This window comes from Escherichia sp. WS547, from assembly GCF_046486065.1.
GTDB classification, from domain to species: domain Bacteria; phylum Pseudomonadota; class Gammaproteobacteria; order Enterobacterales; family Enterobacteriaceae; genus Escherichia; species Escherichia coli.
Map to the genome: position 1 here is coordinate 56,326 of NZ_JBJQMA010000028.1, position 16,334 is coordinate 72,659.

At 47.1% G+C, this 16,334-nt stretch carries 19 protein-coding genes, 3 tRNA genes and 1 pseudogene; 17 read left to right on the forward strand and 6 right to left on the reverse strand.

Going from position 1 to position 16,334, the window contains the following annotated elements; all coding sequences use genetic code 11:
- Positions 1 to 68 precede the first annotated feature (68 nt).
- The 7 genes from fliA (at position 69) to sdiA (ending at position 5,748) form a co-directional block, all read left to right on the forward strand.
- Positions 69 to 788: an RNA polymerase sigma factor FliA gene (gene fliA, locus ACJHWK_RS20580; protein ID WP_020232904.1), complete on the forward strand. Its 720-nt coding sequence runs from the start codon at positions 69 to 71 to the stop codon at positions 786 to 788.
- A gap of 45 nt (positions 789 to 833) precedes the next feature.
- On the forward strand, positions 834 to 1,385 hold the full coding sequence (gene fliZ / locus ACJHWK_RS20585; RefSeq protein WP_170886280.1) for a flagella biosynthesis regulatory protein FliZ: 552 nt from the start codon (positions 834 to 836) through the stop codon (positions 1,383 to 1,385).
- Positions 1,386 to 1,472: 87 nt separating this feature from the next.
- On the forward strand, positions 1,473 to 2,273 hold the full coding sequence (gene tcyJ, locus ACJHWK_RS20590) for a cystine ABC transporter substrate-binding protein (protein WP_001296168.1): 801 nt from the start codon (positions 1,473 to 1,475) through the stop codon (positions 2,271 to 2,273).
- 104 nt (positions 2,274 to 2,377) lie between these two features.
- Positions 2,378 to 3,364, forward strand: a complete 987-nt coding sequence (gene dcyD / locus ACJHWK_RS20595) for a D-cysteine desulfhydrase (protein WP_020232905.1) — start codon at positions 2,378 to 2,380, stop codon at positions 3,362 to 3,364.
- Positions 3,365 to 3,378: 14 nt separating this feature from the next.
- Positions 3,379 to 4,047, forward strand: coding sequence for a cystine ABC transporter permease (gene tcyL / locus ACJHWK_RS20600; RefSeq protein ID WP_001158220.1), 669 nt, complete (start codon positions 3,379 to 3,381; stop codon positions 4,045 to 4,047).
- Complete coding sequence (gene tcyN, locus ACJHWK_RS20605) at positions 4,044 to 4,796, forward strand: L-cystine ABC transporter ATP-binding protein TcyN (RefSeq protein ID WP_001272994.1); 753 nt, start codon at positions 4,044 to 4,046, stop codon at positions 4,794 to 4,796. Before tcyL ends, tcyN begins: the two co-directional genes overlap by 4 nt.
- 229 nt (positions 4,797 to 5,025) lie before the next feature.
- Positions 5,026 to 5,748, forward strand: a complete 723-nt coding sequence (gene sdiA / locus ACJHWK_RS20610; protein WP_001154271.1) for a transcriptional regulator SdiA — start codon at positions 5,026 to 5,028, stop codon at positions 5,746 to 5,748.
- A 66-nt stretch (positions 5,749 to 5,814) separates the two neighbouring features.
- Here sdiA and yecF read toward each other — a convergent pair whose 3' ends face one another.
- Together yecF and yecU are read right to left on the reverse strand one after the other, a co-directional pair.
- The gene (gene yecF / locus ACJHWK_RS20615) at positions 5,815 to 6,039 is read right to left on the reverse strand and encodes a DUF2594 family protein YecF (RefSeq protein ID WP_000106474.1); all 225 of its coding nucleotides are present in this window, start codon (positions 6,037 to 6,039) and stop codon (positions 5,815 to 5,817) included.
- Entirely contained in the window at positions 6,026 to 6,202 is a 177-nt protein-coding gene (gene yecU, locus ACJHWK_RS20620; RefSeq protein WP_000590347.1) for a protein YecU, read from the reverse strand. The genes yecF and yecU overlap by 14 nt, the downstream gene beginning before the upstream one ends.
- Positions 6,203 to 6,497: 295 nt before the next feature.
- Between yecU and uvrY the strand changes: the two genes are divergently transcribed.
- The 6 genes from uvrY to ACJHWK_RS20650 all read left to right on the forward strand — a co-directional run bounded on the left by uvrY (position 6,498) and on the right by ACJHWK_RS20650 (position 10,042).
- Entirely contained in the window at positions 6,498 to 7,154 is a 657-nt protein-coding gene (gene uvrY / locus ACJHWK_RS20625; protein WP_000611328.1) for a UvrY/SirA/GacA family response regulator transcription factor, read from the forward strand.
- Positions 7,151 to 8,983: an excinuclease ABC subunit UvrC gene (gene uvrC / locus ACJHWK_RS20630; RefSeq protein ID WP_001283421.1), complete on the forward strand. Its 1,833-nt coding sequence runs from the start codon at positions 7,151 to 7,153 to the stop codon at positions 8,981 to 8,983. Before uvrY ends, uvrC begins: the two co-directional genes overlap by 4 nt.
- 56 nt (positions 8,984 to 9,039) lie before the next feature.
- Positions 9,040 to 9,588, forward strand: a complete 549-nt coding sequence (gene pgsA / locus ACJHWK_RS20635; RefSeq protein ID WP_001160187.1) for a CDP-diacylglycerol--glycerol-3-phosphate 3-phosphatidyltransferase — start codon at positions 9,040 to 9,042, stop codon at positions 9,586 to 9,588.
- Between the two features lie 151 nt (positions 9,589 to 9,739).
- Positions 9,740 to 9,815, forward strand: a tRNA-Gly gene (locus ACJHWK_RS20640).
- A 54-nt stretch (positions 9,816 to 9,869) separates the two neighbouring features.
- Positions 9,870 to 9,943 (forward strand) — tRNA-Cys (locus ACJHWK_RS20645).
- A gap of 12 nt (positions 9,944 to 9,955) precedes the next feature.
- A tRNA-Leu gene (locus ACJHWK_RS20650) sits at positions 9,956 to 10,042 on the forward strand.
- 241 nt (positions 10,043 to 10,283) lie between these two features.
- On the opposite strand, the gene ACJHWK_RS20655 is transcribed toward ACJHWK_RS20650, so the two are convergent.
- Positions 10,284 to 11,024, reverse strand: a complete 741-nt coding sequence (locus ACJHWK_RS20655; protein ID WP_241221901.1) for a hypothetical protein — start codon at positions 11,022 to 11,024, stop codon at positions 10,284 to 10,286.
- An 80-nt stretch (positions 11,025 to 11,104) separates the two neighbouring features.
- On the opposite strand from ACJHWK_RS20655, the gene ACJHWK_RS20660 reads away from it, so the two are divergent.
- The 4 genes and pseudogenes from ACJHWK_RS20660 (at position 11,105) to ACJHWK_RS20675 (ending at position 14,110) form a co-directional block, all read left to right on the forward strand.
- Positions 11,105 to 12,304, forward strand: a complete 1,200-nt coding sequence (locus tag ACJHWK_RS20660) for a site-specific integrase (protein WP_001172378.1) — start codon at positions 11,105 to 11,107, stop codon at positions 12,302 to 12,304.
- 368 nt (positions 12,305 to 12,672) lie between these two features.
- Positions 12,673 to 13,044: a hypothetical protein gene (locus ACJHWK_RS20665; RefSeq protein WP_021546997.1), complete on the forward strand. Its 372-nt coding sequence runs from the start codon at positions 12,673 to 12,675 to the stop codon at positions 13,042 to 13,044.
- A 25-nt stretch (positions 13,045 to 13,069) separates the two neighbouring features.
- Positions 13,070 to 13,603, forward strand: coding sequence for a hypothetical protein (locus ACJHWK_RS20670; protein ID WP_410234916.1), 534 nt, complete (start codon positions 13,070 to 13,072; stop codon positions 13,601 to 13,603).
- A 72-nt stretch (positions 13,604 to 13,675) separates the two neighbouring features.
- Positions 13,676 to 14,110, forward strand: a pseudogene (locus tag ACJHWK_RS20675) (DUF2787 family protein).
- A gap of 611 nt (positions 14,111 to 14,721) precedes the next feature.
- Here the strand turns inward: ACJHWK_RS20675 and ACJHWK_RS20680 are convergent.
- From ACJHWK_RS20680 to ACJHWK_RS20690, 3 genes are all read right to left on the reverse strand, one after another.
- On the reverse strand, positions 14,722 to 15,540 hold the full coding sequence (locus ACJHWK_RS20680; RefSeq protein WP_106485799.1) for a DUF726 domain-containing protein: 819 nt from the start codon (positions 15,538 to 15,540) through the stop codon (positions 14,722 to 14,724).
- A 62-nt stretch (positions 15,541 to 15,602) separates the two neighbouring features.
- A complete protein-coding gene (locus tag ACJHWK_RS20685) occupies positions 15,603 to 16,142 on the reverse strand; it encodes a WYL domain-containing protein (protein WP_244600504.1) in 540 nt (179 codons plus the stop codon).
- A gap of 98 nt (positions 16,143 to 16,240) precedes the next feature.
- On the reverse strand, positions 16,241 to 16,334 hold a 94-nt coding region (locus ACJHWK_RS20690; protein WP_000306640.1), incomplete at its 5' end, for an IS1 family transposase.

The following is a 16,334-nucleotide window of genomic DNA, read 5'->3' on the forward strand; positions in this document are numbered from 1 at the left end:
GTCCGATTAAAAACCCTGCAGAAACGGATAATCATGCCGATAACTCATATAACGCAGGGCTGTTTATCGTGAATTCACTCTATACCGCTGAAGGTGTAATGGATAAACACTCGCTGTGGCAGCGTTATGTCCCGCTGGTGCGTCACGAAGCATTGCGCCTGCAGGTTCGACTGCCCGCGAGCGTGGAACTTGACGATCTGCTACAGGCGGGCGGCATTGGGTTACTCAATGCCGTCGAACGCTATGACGCCCTACAAGGAACGGCATTTACAACTTACGCAGTGCAGCGTATCCGTGGCGCTATGCTGGATGAACTTCGCAGCCGTGACTGGGTGCCGCGCAGCGTGCGACGCAACGCGCGTGAAGTGGCACAGGCAATAGGGCAACTGGAGCAGGAACTTGGCCGCAACGCCACGGAACCTGAGGTAGCGGAACGTTTAGGGATCGATATTGCCGACTATCGCCAAATGTTGCTCGACACCAATAACAGCCAGCTCTTCTCCTACGATGAGTGGCGCGAAGAGCACGGCGATAGCATCGAACTGGTTACTGATGATCATCAGCGAGAAAACCCGCTACAACAACTGCTGGACAGTAATCTGCGCCAGCGGGTGATGGAAGCTATCGAAACGTTGCCGGAGCGCGAAAAACTGGTATTAACCCTCTATTACCAGGAAGAGCTGAATCTCAAAGAGATTGGCGCGGTGCTGGAGGTCGGGGAATCGCGGGTCAGTCAGTTACACAGCCAGGCCATTAAACGGTTACGCACTAAACTGGGTAAGTTATAACGTCAGTAAATGCCGCACTTTAATTTTGACTACCAGGAGTTCTTAATGATGGTGCAGCACCTGAAAAGACGGCCATTAAGCCGCTATCTTAAAGACTTTAAACACAGCCAGACCCATTGCGCGCATTGCCGTAAATTACTCGACCGCATTACCCTCGTTCGCGACGGCAAAATAGTGAATAAAATCGAGATTTCCCGCCTGGACATGCTTCTTGATGAAAATGGCTGGCAAACGGAACAAAAATCATGGGCGGCATTGTGCCGATTTTGCGGTGATTTACATTGCAAAACGCAGAGTGATTTTTTCGATATTATCGGTTTTAAGCAATTTCTTTTTGAGCAAACTGAAATGAGCCCAGGTACGGTGCGTGAATATGTCGTTCGTCTGCGCCGTTTGGGTAATCATCTACACGAGCAAAATATTTCCCTCGATCAGCTGCAGGACGGTTTCCTTGATGAAATCCTCGCCCCGTGGCTGTCCACCACCAGCACCAACAATTACCGCATTGCGTTACGGAAGTATCAACACTATCAGCGTCAAACGTGTACCGGACTTGTGCAGAAATCCTCCAGCCTGCCTGCTTCTGATATATATTAAATAAGAATAAGATGTAGCGGAGTTGTTTTTGTGTTTACAAACAATGGCTCTACACTGCAAACAGACATAACAACATTCGGGGTGAATATGAAATTAGCACATCTGGGACGTCAGGCATTGATGGGTGTGATGGCCGTGGCGCTGGTTGCGGGCATGAGCGTTAAAAGTTTTGCAGATGAAGGTCTGCTTAATAAAGTCAAAGAGCGCGGCACGCTGCTGGTAGGGCTGGAAGGAACTTATCCGCCGTTCAGTTTTCAGGGGGATGACGGCAAATTAACCGGTTTTGAAGTGGAATTTGCCCAACAGCTGGCAAAACATCTTGGCGTTGAGGCGTCACTAAAACCGACCAAATGGGACGGTATGCTGGCGTCGCTGGACTCTAAACGCATTGATGTGGTGATTAATCAGGTCACCATTTCTGACGAGCGCAAGAAAAAATACGATTTCTCTACCCCGTACACCATTTCCGGTATTCAGGCGCTGGTGAAAAAAGGTAACGAAGGCACCATTAAAACGGCTGATGATCTGAAAGGCAAAAAAGTGGGTGTCGGTCTGGGCACCAACTATGAAGAGTGGCTGCGTCAGAATGTTCAGGGCGTCGATGTGCGTACCTATGATGATGACCCGACCAAATATCAGGATCTGCGCGTAGGCCGTATCGATGCGATCCTCGTTGACCGTCTGGCGGCGCTGGATCTGGTGAAGAAAACCAACGATACGCTGGCAGTAACCGGTGAAGCATTCTCCCGTCAGGAGTCTGGTGTGGCGCTGCGTAAAGGAAATGAAGACCTGCTGAAAGCGGTGAATGATGCAATTGCGGAAATGCAAAAAGATGGCACTCTGCAAGCCCTTTCCGAAAAATGGTTTGGTGCTGATGTGACCAAATAATCAGCATAATGACAAAAAAGGGCGCTTTCACTAGCGCCTTTTTTATTTACGCGTTTTCAGCGTGCATAATAAGAAAATCACAACAACACACATCGGAGGCTGTTATGCCACTGCATAATTTAACCCGTTTTCCACGGCTGGAGTTTATCGGCGCGCCAACGCCGCTCGAATATCTGCCGCGCTTTTCTGATTATCTTGGACGGGAAATTTTCATCAAACGGGATGACGTCACTCCCATGGCAATGGGCGGCAATAAATTACGTAAGCTGGAATTTCTCGCGGCAGATGCTCTGCGTGAAGGTGCCGATACGCTGATTACTGCCGGGGCGATCCAGTCTAACCATGTGCGCCAGACTGCCGCAGTCGCTGCGAAACTCGGTCTGCACTGCGTGGCGCTGCTGGAAAATCCTATTGGCACAACCGCAGAAAACTATTTAACCAACGGCAATCGTTTGTTGCTGGATCTGTTCAATACCCAGATTGAAATGTGCGACGCACTGACCGATCCCAATGCCCAACTGGAAGAGCTGGCGACGCGAGTAGAAGCACAAGGCTTTCGCCCGTATGTCATTCCGGTTGGCGGTTCTAATGCTTTGGGCGCGCTGGGTTATGTGGAGAGTGCGCTGGAAATTGCGCAACAGTGTGAAGGGGCAGTTCATATTTCGTCGGTGGTGGTTGCATCGGGCAGTGCCGGAACTCACGCCGGACTGGCTGTTGGGCTGGAACACCTGATGCCTGAAAGCGAACTGATTGGCGTGACCGTGTCGCGTTCCGTTGCCGATCAATTGCCGAAAGTGGTTAACCTCCAACAGGCGATTGCGAAAGAACTGGAGCTGACCGCATCAGCGGAAATTTTACTCTGGGATGACTATTTTGCACCTGGCTACGGCGTGCCGAACGACGAAGGCATGGAAGCAGTGAAATTGCTGGCGCGGCTGGAAGGCATTCTGCTTGATCCTGTGTATACCGGAAAAGCGATGGCGGGGCTGATTGACGGTATCAGTCAGAAACGCTTCAAAGATGAAGGGCCGATTCTGTTTATTCATACCGGCGGCGCGCCTGCGCTGTTCGCCTATCATCCCCACGTTTAGCTCCGGAAACGCTCATGCAAGAAAGTATACAACTGGTTATTGATTCCTTGCCGTTCCTGCTGAAAGGGGCTGGGTATACGCTGCAACTCAGTATCGGCGGCATGTTTTTTGGCTTACTGCTAGGGTTTATTCTCGCGCTGATGCGCCTTTCGCCAATCTGGCCCGTGCGCTGGCTGGCGCGTTTTTATATCTCTATTTTTCGTGGTACGCCACTCATCGCACAACTGTTTATGATCTATTACGGCCTGCCGCAGTTTGGCATCGAACTAGATCCCATTCCGTCAGCAATGATTGGTCTGTCGCTGAACACTGCCGCCTATGCTGCCGAAACGCTGCGCGCCGCCATTTCTTCTATTGATAAAGGTCAGTGGGAAGCTGCTGCCAGTATTGGTATGACGCCGTGGCAGACCATGCGTCGCGCGATTTTGCCACAGGCGGCGCGGGTGGCGTTGCCGCCGCTGTCGAACAGCTTTATCAGCCTGGTAAAAGATACGTCGCTGGCCGCGACAATCCAGGTGCCGGAGCTGTTCCGTCAGGCGCAGTTGATTACCTCGCGCACGCTGGAAGTGTTCACCATGTACCTGGCGGCTTCGCTCATCTACTGGATCATGGCGACAGTATTATCGACGTTGCAGAACCATTTTGAGAATCAACTTAATCGCCAGGAGAGAGAACCAAAATGAGTGCCATTGAAGTTAAAAACCTGGTGAAAAAATTCCACGGTCAGACGGTGCTGCACGGTATCGACCTTGAGGTGAAGCCTGGCGAAGTGGTGGCAATTATCGGTCCGAGTGGTTCCGGCAAAACCACGTTGCTACGCAGCATAAATCTGCTGGAACAACCGGAAGCGGGAACCATCACCGTTGGCGATATCACCATTGATACTGCACGTTCATTAAGTCAGCAAAAATCGCTGATTCGCCAGTTGCGTCAGCACGTCGGGTTTGTCTTCCAGAACTTTAATTTGTTTCCGCATCGTACGGTGCTGGAAAACATTATTGAAGGGCCGGTGATCGTCAAAGGCGAACCAAAAGAAGAGGCCACGGCGCGCGCTCGCGAGCTGCTGGCGAAAGTTGGGCTGGCAGGTAAAGAAACCAGCTATCCACGTCGTTTGTCTGGCGGTCAACAGCAGCGTGTCGCGATTGCGCGAGCGCTGGCTATGCGTCCTGAGGTGATTTTGTTTGACGAGCCAACGTCGGCGCTGGATCCAGAGCTGGTGGGCGAAGTCCTGAACACCATCCGCCAGCTGGCGCAGGAAAAGCGCACGATGGTGATTGTGACGCACGAAATGAGCTTTGCCCGGGATGTTGCGGACCGGGCGATCTTTATGGACCAGGGGCGGATAGTCGAGCAGGGGGCCGCAAAAGCGTTATTTGCCGATCCTCAGCAGCCTCGCACCCGCCAGTTCCTCGAGAAGTTTCTGCTGCAATAATAAGAAAAAATCAGCCCCGACGATTCACCTGTCGGGGCGGGACGCCATTTCAAGCGTAATAAAAGTGCTTAACAAATCAGCATAACTCATTAATAACATAAGAGAATGCGATGGCTTGCAAAAGTAATTCATTGCCTGAATAATATAAATTATATATAAATCTTATTTATGTGATAGTTTGAATTATCATTATAAATGATACTCACTCTCAGGGGCGTTGCGGTTTACTATGCAGGATACGGATTTTTTCAGCTGGCGTCGCACGATGCTGTTGCGTTTTCAGAGGATGGAGGCCGCAGAAGAGGTCTACCATGAAATAGAGCTTCAGGCTCAGCAGCTGGAGTACGATTACTATTCGTTATGTGTTCGCCACCCGGTACCATTCACGCGACCTAAAGTGGCTTTCTACACCAATTACCCTGAGGCTTGGGTTAGTTATTATCAGGCAAAAAACTTTCTCGCAATTGATCCTGTGCTGAACCCTGAAAACTTTAGTCAGGGCCATTTAATGTGGAATGATGACTTATTCAGCGAAGCACAGCCGTTATGGGAAGCCGCGCGCGCACATGGTTTACGCCGCGGTGTCACTCAGTATTTAATGCTGCCAAATCGGGCGCTGGGCTTTTTGTCCTTTTCCCGTTGCAGCACGCGCGAAATACCCATTCTTAGTGATGAACTGCAATTAAAAATGCAGTTACTGGTGCGAGAAAGTCTGATGGCTCTGATGCGTTTAAATGATGAAATAGTGATGACGCCAGAGATGAATTTCAGCAAGCGCGAAAAAGAAATTCTGAAATGGACGGCGGAAGGGAAGACATCAGCAGAGATAGCGATGATTTTGTCAATCTCTGAGAATACGGTCAATTTCCATCAGAAAAACATGCAGAAAAAAATCAATGCACCAAATAAGACCCAGGTGGCCTGTTACGCGGCCGCTACTGGCTTAATTTGATCGCTTTTCTTTCTGCGTGCCAGATGCAAAAACCGGCTGAAAGGCACGCTCTCAGCCGGTTTTATATTACTGACGGTAGGCTTGTTTAATTTGCTTAACCGTTTTGGAAAATACTGCAGCCTGGGTTTCGTCTTCGATCAGCGCAAGCTGTTTTTCCATCTTTAACATCACGCGGCCCGCGTCAGCTTGTCCCATCGCCTGCAGCATCAGCGTCAGCATCGCTTTCAGGCAGGAGACTTCATTTGCCAGTTCTTGATTATTCTCGGCAGTAGAAAAATCAGGCGTACTCATTTATTTTCCTCGTCATGTTGCAATGAAAATTTGCGGTGAAAAATGTTAAGGCGGCGGAGTATACCATAAGCTTTGCTAAAAATAGCAGTGGTTGTTTTTTGAGCGTGATATCGGCAGTGCTATAAAATACGTTAATATAATGACCAATAAATATTTTTATCATGAATGTTTTTTGCCCGTATTGTTCGGGTTAATTAATGTTACATATTCAGCGGGCTGATTTTCATTTTTGCTGAATAAAGTCAATTTTTGTCACATTTCATCGTAGGGCTTACTGTGAAACGATCCCGGAAGCCGTTGGTGACGGGCGTGACCATAACTGTGGACAATCGAATTGACAAAAACGAGAGAAAAATCGAATACCCACCATTTTTAACGTTTCAAAGTTGCAATAAAAACCGCTAATATACGAATGACTAACTATCAGTAGCGTTATCCCTATTTCTGGAGATATTCCTTTGATCAACGTTCTACTTGTTGATGACCACGAACTGGTGCGCGCAGGGATACGACGCATTCTGGAAGATATAAAGGGTATAAAAGTCGTCGGTGAGGCATCGTGCGGTGAAGACGCCGTTAAATGGTGCCGGGCAAATGCCGTTGACGTGGTGCTAATGGACATGAGTATGCCGGGCATTGGCGGTCTTGAGGCGACGCGTAAAATCGCGCGTTCCACAGCTGATGTCAAAATCATCATGCTTACCGTCCATACAGAAAACCCTTTACCAGCGAAAGTCATGCAGGCCGGTGCTGCTGGCTACCTCAGCAAAGGCGCGGCTCCGCAGGAAGTCGTGAGTGCGATCCGTTCTGTCTATTCAGGGCAGCGTTACATTGCTTCTGACATCGCTCAACAAATGGCGTTAAGCCAGATCGAACCAGAAAAAACAGAAAGCCCATTTGCCAGTTTGTCTGAACGTGAATTGCAGATTATGCTGATGATCACCAAGGGCCAGAAGGTCAATGAGATCTCAGAACAGCTCAATCTCAGTCCGAAAACGGTGAACAGCTACCGCTATCGTATGTTCAGTAAACTAAACATTCATGGCGATGTTGAGCTGACTCACCTGGCAATTCGCCATGGTCTGTGTAATGCGGAGACATTATCAAGTCAGTGAGTGATCAGTTTGACGCAAAAGCGTTTTTAAAAACCGTAACCAGCCAGCCAGGCGTTTATCGCATGTACGATGCTGGTGGTACGGTTATCTATGTCGGCAAAGCGAAAGACCTGAAAAAACGGCTTTCCAGCTATTTCCGTAGCAACCTCGCTTCGCGCAAAACCGAAGCGCTGGTCGCCCAGATCCAGCAAATTGATGTAACGGTTACTCATACAGAAACCGAAGCGCTGTTGCTGGAACACAACTACATCAAACTCTATCAGCCGCGTTACAACGTTTTGCTACGCGATGATAAATCTTATCCCTTTATCTTCCTGAGTGGCGATACCCATCCGCGTCTGGCGATGCATCGTGGTGCGAAGCATGCTAAAGGTGAATATTTCGGCCCGTTCCCGAATGGCTATGCCGTACGTGAAACACTGGCGCTACTGCAAAAGATATTCCCCATTCGCCAGTGCGAAAATAGTGTTTATCGCAATCGCTCGCGTCCGTGTCTGCAATATCAGATAGGGCGCTGTCTGGGACCGTGCGTTGAAGGACTGGTGAGTGAAGAAGAATACGCTCAGCAGGTCGAGTATGTGCGCCTGTTTTTGTCTGGCAAAGATGATCAGGTGCTTACGCAACTCATTAGCCGTATGGAAACTGCCAGCCAGAATCTGGAGTTTGAAGAAGCGGCACGTATTCGCGACCAAATTCAGGCGGTGCGACGCGTCACCGAAAAACAGTTTGTGTCCAATACCGGCGACGACCTCGACGTTATTGGTGTGGCGTTCGATGCGGGAATGGCTTGTGTCCATGTATTGTTCATTCGTCAGGGCAAAGTGCTCGGCAGCCGCAGCTATTTCCCGAAAGTGCCTGGCGGTACGGAACTGAGCGAGGTGGTAGAAACCTTCGTAGGTCAGTTCTATTTACAAGGCAGCCAGATGCGCACCTTACCGGGTGAGATCCTGCTCGATTTTAATCTTAGCGATAAAACGCTGCTCGCCGATTCCCTTTCAGAACTGGCGGGACGCAAGATTAATGTTCAAACCAAACCTCGCGGCGATCGGGCGCGTTATCTGAAACTCGCGCGCACCAATGCGGCGACGGCCTTAACCAGCAAACTTTCGCAGCAATCTACCGTTCACCAGCGACTGACCGCGCTTGCCAGCGTGTTGAAATTGCCGGAAGTGAAGCGGATGGAGTGCTTTGACATCAGCCATACCATGGGTGAACAAACCGTCGCTTCCTGTGTGGTGTTTGATGCTAACGGCCCGCTGCGTGCGGAGTATCGGCGCTATAACATTACTGGCATCACGCCGGGCGATGATTATGCGGCGATGAATCAGGTGCTGCGTCGGCGTTATGGTAAAGCCATCGACGACAGTAAGATCCCGGATGTGATCCTTATTGACGGCGGCAAAGGCCAGCTTGCGCAGGCGAAAAATGTCTTCGCCGAACTGGATGTCTCATGGGATAAAAATCATCCGCTGCTTCTTGGCGTTGCCAAAGGTGCAGATAGGAAGGCAGGGTTGGAAACGCTGTTCTTTGAGCCGGAAGGTGAGGGATTCAGTTTGCCGCCAGATTCTCCCGCGCTGCATGTTATCCAGCATATTCGCGATGAATCTCACGATCACGCGATTGGTGGTCACCGTAAGAAACGGGCGAAGGTCAAAAATACCAGTTCCCTGGAAACCATTGAAGGCGTCGGGCCAAAACGTCGGCAAATGTTGTTGAAATATATGGGCGGTTTGCAAGGTTTACGTAACGCCAGCGTTGAGGAAATTGCAAAAGTGCCGGGTATTTCGCAAGGTCTGGCAGAAAAGATCTTCTGGTCGTTGAAACATTGATGTCTCTGTAGCAACATAGGGGTAATCTTACTGACAACAGATAGTTACCCGTCATTATGCAATTTAATATCCCTACGTTGCTTACACTGTTCCGTGTCATCCTTATCCCATTCTTTGTATTGGTCTTTTATCTGCCTGTCACCTGGTCGCCGTTTGCCGCCGCGCTCATTTTCTGCGTCGCGGCGGTGACTGACTGGTTCGATGGTTTTCTGGCACGCCGCTGGAACCAGAGTACCCGGTTTGGTGCTTTCCTTGACCCTGTAGCAGATAAAGTTCTCGTGGCTATCGCCATGGTGCTGGTAACCGAGCATTATCACAGCTGGTGGGTGACCTTACCGGCAGCAACGATGATCGCCCGTGAAATTATTATTTCTGCGCTACGCGAATGGATGGCGGAGTTGGGTAAACGCAGTAGCGTGGCTGTCTCCTGGATTGGGAAAGTGAAAACCACTGCCCAGATGGTGGCGCTGGCCTGGCTGCTGTGGCGTCCGAACATTTGGGTTGAGTACGCCGGTATTGCACTTTTCTTTGTGGCTGCGGTACTGACTCTGTGGTCAATGTTGCAATATTTGAGCGCTGCGCGTGCAGATTTGCTTGATCAGTGATCGTTTCGGCGCAATTTTCAGCAAACGATCAAAAGTGGTGAAAAATATCGTTGACTCATCGCGCCAGGTAAGTAGAATGCAACGCATCGAACGGCGGCACTGATTGCCAGACGATAATAAAATCAAGTGATTAACTGATTGCTTGATGAATGCGGGAATAGCTCAGTTGGTAGAGCACGACCTTGCCAAGGTCGGGGTCGCGAGTTCGAGTCTCGTTTCCCGCTCCAGTTTAAAAGACATCGGCGTCAAGCGGATGTCTGGCTGAAAGGCCTGAAGAATTTGGCGCGTTAACAAAGCGGTTATGTAGCGGATTGCAAATCCGTCTAGTCCGGTTCGACTCCGGAACGCGCCTCCACTTTCTTCCCGAGCCCGGATGGTGGAATCGGTAGACACAAGGGATTTAAAATCCCTCGGCGTTCGCGCTGTGCGGGTTCAAGTCCCGCTCCGGGTACCATGGGAAACATCAGAATAATCAAAGCAATAAGCAGTGTCGTGAAACCACCTTCGGGTGGTTTTTTTGTGCATGCAATTCACGCCCTGTGCATATCCTGTGCTCACGGGGTGCAATGAGCTGCAATCTACAGCCTGGCAATGCCGAATTGAACGTGTCGCCTCCAGCATAGAGAACCAGGCCGCTTTGCCTGTTTTCCGGTACTCTTCCGGGAAGGGGGGCCTGCTGAGCAAACTGTAATGCTCTAGCCACCCTGAGTACAAAATTGCTTAATTCGTGCAATCACCTCATCTCTGTACTTCTTGTGTCCGCGCATAGCCCTTGGATGGGCAATTCTGAAACAGATTGCATTACCTGTTTTGAACTCCCATAGCTTCCCCGGAATGACTGAAGACGTCTCATAACCGCCCAGCTCAGTAAGCACCTGTTTAATGATGTAGTCTGTTCTCCGGGCTCCGGATGCAAAGATCATGAAATCAGGCTCAAGGTGTTTAATTTGTACCGCCAGCAGCTTCAGCGAGGCTAATATGACTTCCTGCACTTCATTTTGAGGGCGATTGAGAGGGGTCAGTCCGTCGTAATCCCACGCCAGTAGATTGGCATACACGATTGCCTGGGGAGGAATATTAAGCTCCCTGGCCAGCCTGAAATGATATTGCGTGAAGCGGCTACGTGATTTGAGGTTAGTGGTGCCATAATTTTGTACCGGAAGATGTTTCCTGTAACGATCTACAGCTTCTTCAACCACCTGCCCGATGGTGACGTCAGGTATAAGTCCCAACACCCGTGATATCGTATTCTTACCATTCAGCGTATTCCAGCCTGCGGTTTCACGTCCAACCAGCATGATTTTTACCGGTGAATGCCAGTATTCTTCAAAGGGCACGGGTAAAAATACGCCTGAGTATTTATCCTCATTCAGGTTAAATGACTGGGCGTTAACTTCCTGCAATATCCGTTTGTACGCGTCTAATAGCTTTTCCATTCTTCAATCCTGCCCCGTAATAAAAACACCTTCAGATATATATTATTTTCATGATATCAATCAGATACATGAGGATAAATATGCAAAAATCCTTCCGATTCACCAATTCGTCCATCAAAGCCCTTCCGGCAAACACAGATACCAGATCTACAGAGCTTGAGGTATCTGATACCGAAGTTATTGGCCTCAAATGTCTCTCAGGTCGAACGGGTAACAAACGTTTCCTCCTGCGCTACACATTCCACGGTACCAAAAAAAGTATCAGTATTGGCAGATTCCCTGAAATTGATGTGGGGACAGCTCGCCAGATAGCTCGCCGTCATAAGGAGGCGATTGCACTTGGAAATGACCCCAAGGCAGAGCGCGATAATTATCGTGCGATGCCAACGCTTAGTGAGTTTTTTCACCAGACCTATGTTCCGTTCATCAAGCGCCATAAAAAGTCCTGGGATAAGGATGTTCAGCGTTTCACGCAATACATTGAACCTCGTCTGGGAAAGATACGTTACTGCGATCTCAGGGCCAGAGAGATACAACAGGTGCTGTTTGACATGCTGGAGGGGCGTATTCACGGGCAGCAATATGCGCCGTCTACCTGTAACAGAGCCCTTGCTATTCTGAAAACGATGGGGCGTTATGCGTTGCGACAGGATGTGCTGGAAAAGAATGAAGCCGATAAGATCCCTTTACTGAAAGAGAATAATCAGCGGACGCGCTTTTTTGATGCTGATGAGATCAGGCGCATTCTTGACGCTGCTACCCAATATCCCAACAAAGCTGCCGGGGGATTGATAGCCATGTTGTTGTTAACCGGTACACGCAAATCAGAAATGCTTAATGTCAGGCATGAACATATCGACCGGGCCAATCGTACTCTGTTTATTCCTTATACAAAAAATGGTCGCAGTCGGACGGTATATCTAAGCGATGCCGCATTATCGATTATTGATGCTATCCCACGAGTTGGCAGTAATCCGTATCTGTTCGCCATTAAGGATAATGGAAAACCGATATCGGAACCCCGATGGGCATATGAAAAAATACTGGCACAGTGCGGTATAGACAAGAATGAAGTCTGTTTTCACACCACACGTCATTCTGTTGCCTCTTTACTGGTTTCGAGTGGTCAATTCAGCCTGTATGACGTTAAAGCCCAACTGGCGCATGCCAGTATTCAGAGTACAGAACGTTACGCGAAATTAACACCGGAACGTATGCGTCAGACAGGGCAGGGAGTGACTGACCTGCTTCTGAATACTGCGGCTACGAAGCAGATGTGACTACTTTTTAGCAAACTATAAATATGGAGAATGAGGATGCATTTAAAATGCCCACAGTGTGGCAGTTGTAATACATTGATAAGTTCAGCAGGAAAACTGCCATCAATAACCGATAATAAACGCTCTGGGTATATTAGCCTGGAGTTTTTACCTGAAATACTGAAAGAAATTATTAAGGCTATTAAAAAACTATTTGGATTCCTTGAACAGTGTGAAAGGAATAATGCGCCAGTGCTTATCTGTATGGACTGTGGGTATTATGAAAGAATTTAAATAGAAAACCAATAACTGTAAATAATAGTTATGCGGATGTATAAAAACCCCGATACTTAAAACGTATCGGGTTTTTTGTTTATGAGGATTATTCAATGAAATTTGTCTCGAACTGGCAAGACCTGCCGTCGCTCCTTCTTCCGGAGTCAGTAATGAGTCTGTTGAAAACAGAGCTGGTACTCCCATTTGAAGATGAATACTCTGCAATGAGTTTCTGGGATGAAGTCGGGGTGACATTAATATATGTCGAGCCCGATGATGTACCTGAAGATATTAAAACGCAGGTATTAAATGTGATTCATCAGTTAATTGCAAATCCAGAATTTGTAGTCCGTCTGACAGATGACTATTACCTGATGCTTTCTGTTACGGAAGATAACGGGAACGGTATTTATCTTTTATTTCACCCCGATTGCCCTCTGAAGGGTATTGATTTATTAGTTTCTATGGCCGAATCACGCTATTAAACACAAGCAAAACCAGGAACGCAAAATGAGTAAATCAAAATTAGTTAAAAATAATGTTGAGTCAGTTTCGAAGGAGATTAAAAATGAGGCAGAGGTTATTCATGAAAATCTCAGTGCAGATGAACAAACATTATCTGATGTAAAAGACTATCAGTTGCTCATTGAAACAGGCCAGGCAGAAAAAATCAGTCCTAAGGCAAGTGGTATGCTGACATGGCAACTGGCGATATCAGAGGTGGACAATGAACTTTATCTTCGTCTGGTGGCAAATGGCTGTGGAGGGTTGTTCTCTAAGGACTGGATCTCACTTTCAAAGATTGCAACCGTTCTGGAAACACAACCTGCTACCGGCTTCTCATCCGGAGTATTCAGGCCGCTATTCAAAGGGGCAAGCGCCAACAATGCAGGTTTTCTGGCTGCAGTTTTACGCTCCCCGGATATATGTCTGCTGGAGGCACATCCAGAGAAGTTATTTACTCATGTATTATACCCGGACTGGAGGGAGCGGTTGAATAAACTTAATACGTTCAGTAGCCAGGAAAAGATTACAGAGGATTAATTTATTTCCTGCACTGTTATACAACCAGAAATCACCACACACCACTATTTACTTTCTAAAGGAAAATTTATTATGCAAACCCAATATGCCTTAAAACAGGCAGGATTAACTCTGCCTGTGACTAAAGAATTTCAGCAGCATATTACTACGCTTCTGGCAAATCAGGTTTTACAAAAAATAACTGAGGCAGTGGTTATTAATTTCCGTGATCCGGACTACAGTGCAGAATCCGGCGGATTTCATCCGGTTGAAATGCGATTCATCCGTTAGGATAACGAATGGTATTTCGATTATGTCACAGACTTTAGTTACATGGGACGAGTCTACCCGGAACTGGAAAAAGAAATTGATTTTTGCTGGTCGGGGAATTATGTCTTCCATTATCTGGCTGGAGATATTTCACTGGCAGCAGAGAGGAATGAACTCTGGTCCCTGTGGGAGCGTAATTTTATGGAGCATCTCTCTATGGGGATTTACCGGGTAACGGTAACTGTGGAAAGTTGTTGACCCGTTATGAACAGGAAGAAAGCGGGCGGCTTTGTAATCTACTGTATGTGGCGTGCATCACAGCATGGAGATGATGTCTCTTTTTCCTGGCTGTTCGCATAAACAAGTGCAGACACGGGGGATCTCAGATCCCTCGTGATTTTTGCCCCCTATGGTGCATTCTCCAGTAGCAGGGTGATAACGGTTAATCCATTACCCCAACGACAGTATTACACCGGTAATAAATGTTCATGAATACAGTCAGTTATGTGGGTTTTGAGGTGGACTATGTCATCGTTGACGATAACTGAAGGTTTTACAGATGTATAAAACTCGCGGTGAAAGGATCGCAGAAAGGCTGTGCTGGATATTACTTCAACTGTATACCGGTAATACGGTATCGGTTAATGATATATGTCAGCGTTTCGCGGTCAGTCGCCGAACCGGACAGCGTGATTTGTTGAGAGTTGAAAACTGTAACGGAAACTATTTCACCTGGAAGGGTAAGGCTGGCAAATTTGATAAGGGAACGAGTTAGACGAAATTTTTAATCGAATCCATATCAATTCTATAAAATATGAAACTTAACGGGAGTAAATATACACTCCCGTTATAATGCAACCTTTTTTTAACTACTCAAATGATATTAATTTAGGTGCGACAGTGTTTTTATGACATGTTAAATTCGCAAGATCAATAATATCATGAAACAATTTTATGTCGTCGTCAGTGAGCTTTACGTCTGGATCAGCTAAATCGGCACAGGTAACATTTAACCAGTGTGTTAATGAATCAATCCTGTTTGAAGTAATATATTCAGTGTGACCAATATCCCACTTCCAGTTGATCACCCGAGCAGGTCTGAATCTCACCTCCCGAACCCCAATTGGTGTTACTGACTCAACGAGAGGGTATATCGTGTTAAGTACTTTATCATGTTCACTGTAGATATTTAAATGCCCCATTTTTGAACCGTAAGCCATTTTCATTATATTCTCTGTATAACTTGTTATTGGGGTGGCTCCGGCCATAGAGATTGTTAAGAGAATATTATCATTTTTAATATAGGGTAATGTATTGTTTATTAATCGAGTCCCTAAAGAATGACCCATTATGATCACATTACGCTTTTCTTTAACGTATATCTCGTTTATTACGTGTGCTAATTTTTCTCTGTTATTAACTGCTGCTTTCGTTGCATTATACCAGGCCTGACGCGCTTTAAATGGGATGGAGATTGATGACAATAAAGGGGGCGTTCTCAGGGGGAGGAGAGTATATAATCCCCATTTATTCGCTATGTCAGAACTTAATATGGATAGTAGATTTGCTGATTCCCATTGAAAGTACCTGACATCAAGGTCACACCCTGCTTCAATTCGGTTTAACCATGAAATGTCATTTTCGGTCAGAAATCCTGATACAACAATAAGAACTGGGTATTTATTCATGGTAACTCCATTTATTTAGCTTACAGAAATAGCATTCAGTGATAATGATATTACCCGAGTCTCTACGGGGCGTTACTTGGCTGGGTGTAACGTTTCAGTGCGGATTGTATATCTTCAGTAAGTTGTTGACGGACTGAGAGGGGTCGTATTACTTCGATATCCGGCATCCAGTATTTCATTAAAGGTATTATCTGATTTGTGTGTGCTACACGTGATATTATCAGTAAATCGCCATTCCAGGAAGTATGAATTATTTCCTGCCTCGGTAATAGATGACGGCGGGTAAACCACGGAGCAACATGTGCGGAAACTGAAATGAGAACTTCGATAAGATCTTCGCCATACCAGATACCATCTGTTTTTTCTATTTTTTCATTAATTTCGGGGAGTATACTGAAAGCGATATTACTCACGCAAACATCTTTGATAGATGAGATAACAAAGCTTTTTAATGTGCTGTTATGGGAGGCTGCTAGGTACCACAACCCTTTGTCATTAACCAGCCTGTATGCCTCAACAGCCCGAAACTCTTTATCTTTGTAATTAAAATTTACTTTCTTCTGTGACAGGATGGCATCGGATAATACATTCAGTATTGACATGAATGATCCGCAGTTTTCGTATGGGCGTTGTTTTATCAGAAACGGGTTGTTTTTCGTGTTACCCAATAAAATACCCAGTAGCCGGTAATGACTCCAACTTATTGATAGTGTTTTATGTTCAGATAATGCCCGATGACTTTGTCATGCAGCTCCACCGATTTTGAGAACGACAGCGACTTCCGTCCCAGCCGT

What these genes read in the sequence shown, in the direction of transcription:
- dcyD (WP_020232905.1), top strand. Translation starts at nt 2,378, where the DNA reads ATGCCACTGCATAATTTAACCCGTTTTCCACGGCTGGAGTTTATCGGC.
- tcyN (WP_001272994.1), top strand. Translation starts at nt 4,044, where the DNA reads ATGAGTGCCATTGAAGTTAAAAACCTGGTGAAAAAATTCCACGGTCAG.
- sdiA (WP_001154271.1), top strand. Translation starts at nt 5,026, where the DNA reads ATGCAGGATACGGATTTTTTCAGCTGGCGTCGCACGATGCTGTTGCGT.
- yecU (WP_000590347.1), bottom strand. Translation starts at nt 6,202, where the DNA reads ATGATAAAAATATTTATTGGTCATTATATTAACGTATTTTATAGCACT.
- pgsA (WP_001160187.1), top strand. Translation starts at nt 9,040, where the DNA reads ATGCAATTTAATATCCCTACGTTGCTTACACTGTTCCGTGTCATCCTT.
- tcyJ (WP_001296168.1), top strand. Translation starts at nt 1,473, where the DNA reads ATGAAATTAGCACATCTGGGACGTCAGGCATTGATGGGTGTGATGGCC.
- ACJHWK_RS20665 (WP_021546997.1), top strand. Translation starts at nt 12,673, where the DNA reads ATGAAATTTGTCTCGAACTGGCAAGACCTGCCGTCGCTCCTTCTTCCG.
- fliZ (WP_170886280.1), top strand. Translation starts at nt 834, where the DNA reads ATGATGGTGCAGCACCTGAAAAGACGGCCATTAAGCCGCTATCTTAAA.
- yecF (WP_000106474.1), bottom strand. Translation starts at nt 6,039, where the DNA reads ATGAGTACGCCTGATTTTTCTACTGCCGAGAATAATCAAGAACTGGCA.
- ACJHWK_RS20660 (WP_001172378.1), top strand. Translation starts at nt 11,105, where the DNA reads ATGCAAAAATCCTTCCGATTCACCAATTCGTCCATCAAAGCCCTTCCG.
- ACJHWK_RS20680 (WP_106485799.1), bottom strand. Translation starts at nt 15,540, where the DNA reads ATGAATAAATACCCAGTTCTTATTGTTGTATCAGGATTTCTGACCGAA.
- ACJHWK_RS20655 (WP_241221901.1), bottom strand. Translation starts at nt 11,024, where the DNA reads ATGGAAAAGCTATTAGACGCGTACAAACGGATATTGCAGGAAGTTAAC.
- ACJHWK_RS20685 (WP_244600504.1), bottom strand. Translation starts at nt 16,142, where the DNA reads ATGTCAATACTGAATGTATTATCCGATGCCATCCTGTCACAGAAGAAA.
- tcyL (WP_001158220.1), top strand. Translation starts at nt 3,379, where the DNA reads ATGCAAGAAAGTATACAACTGGTTATTGATTCCTTGCCGTTCCTGCTG.
- ACJHWK_RS20670 (WP_410234916.1), top strand. Translation starts at nt 13,070, where the DNA reads ATGAGTAAATCAAAATTAGTTAAAAATAATGTTGAGTCAGTTTCGAAG.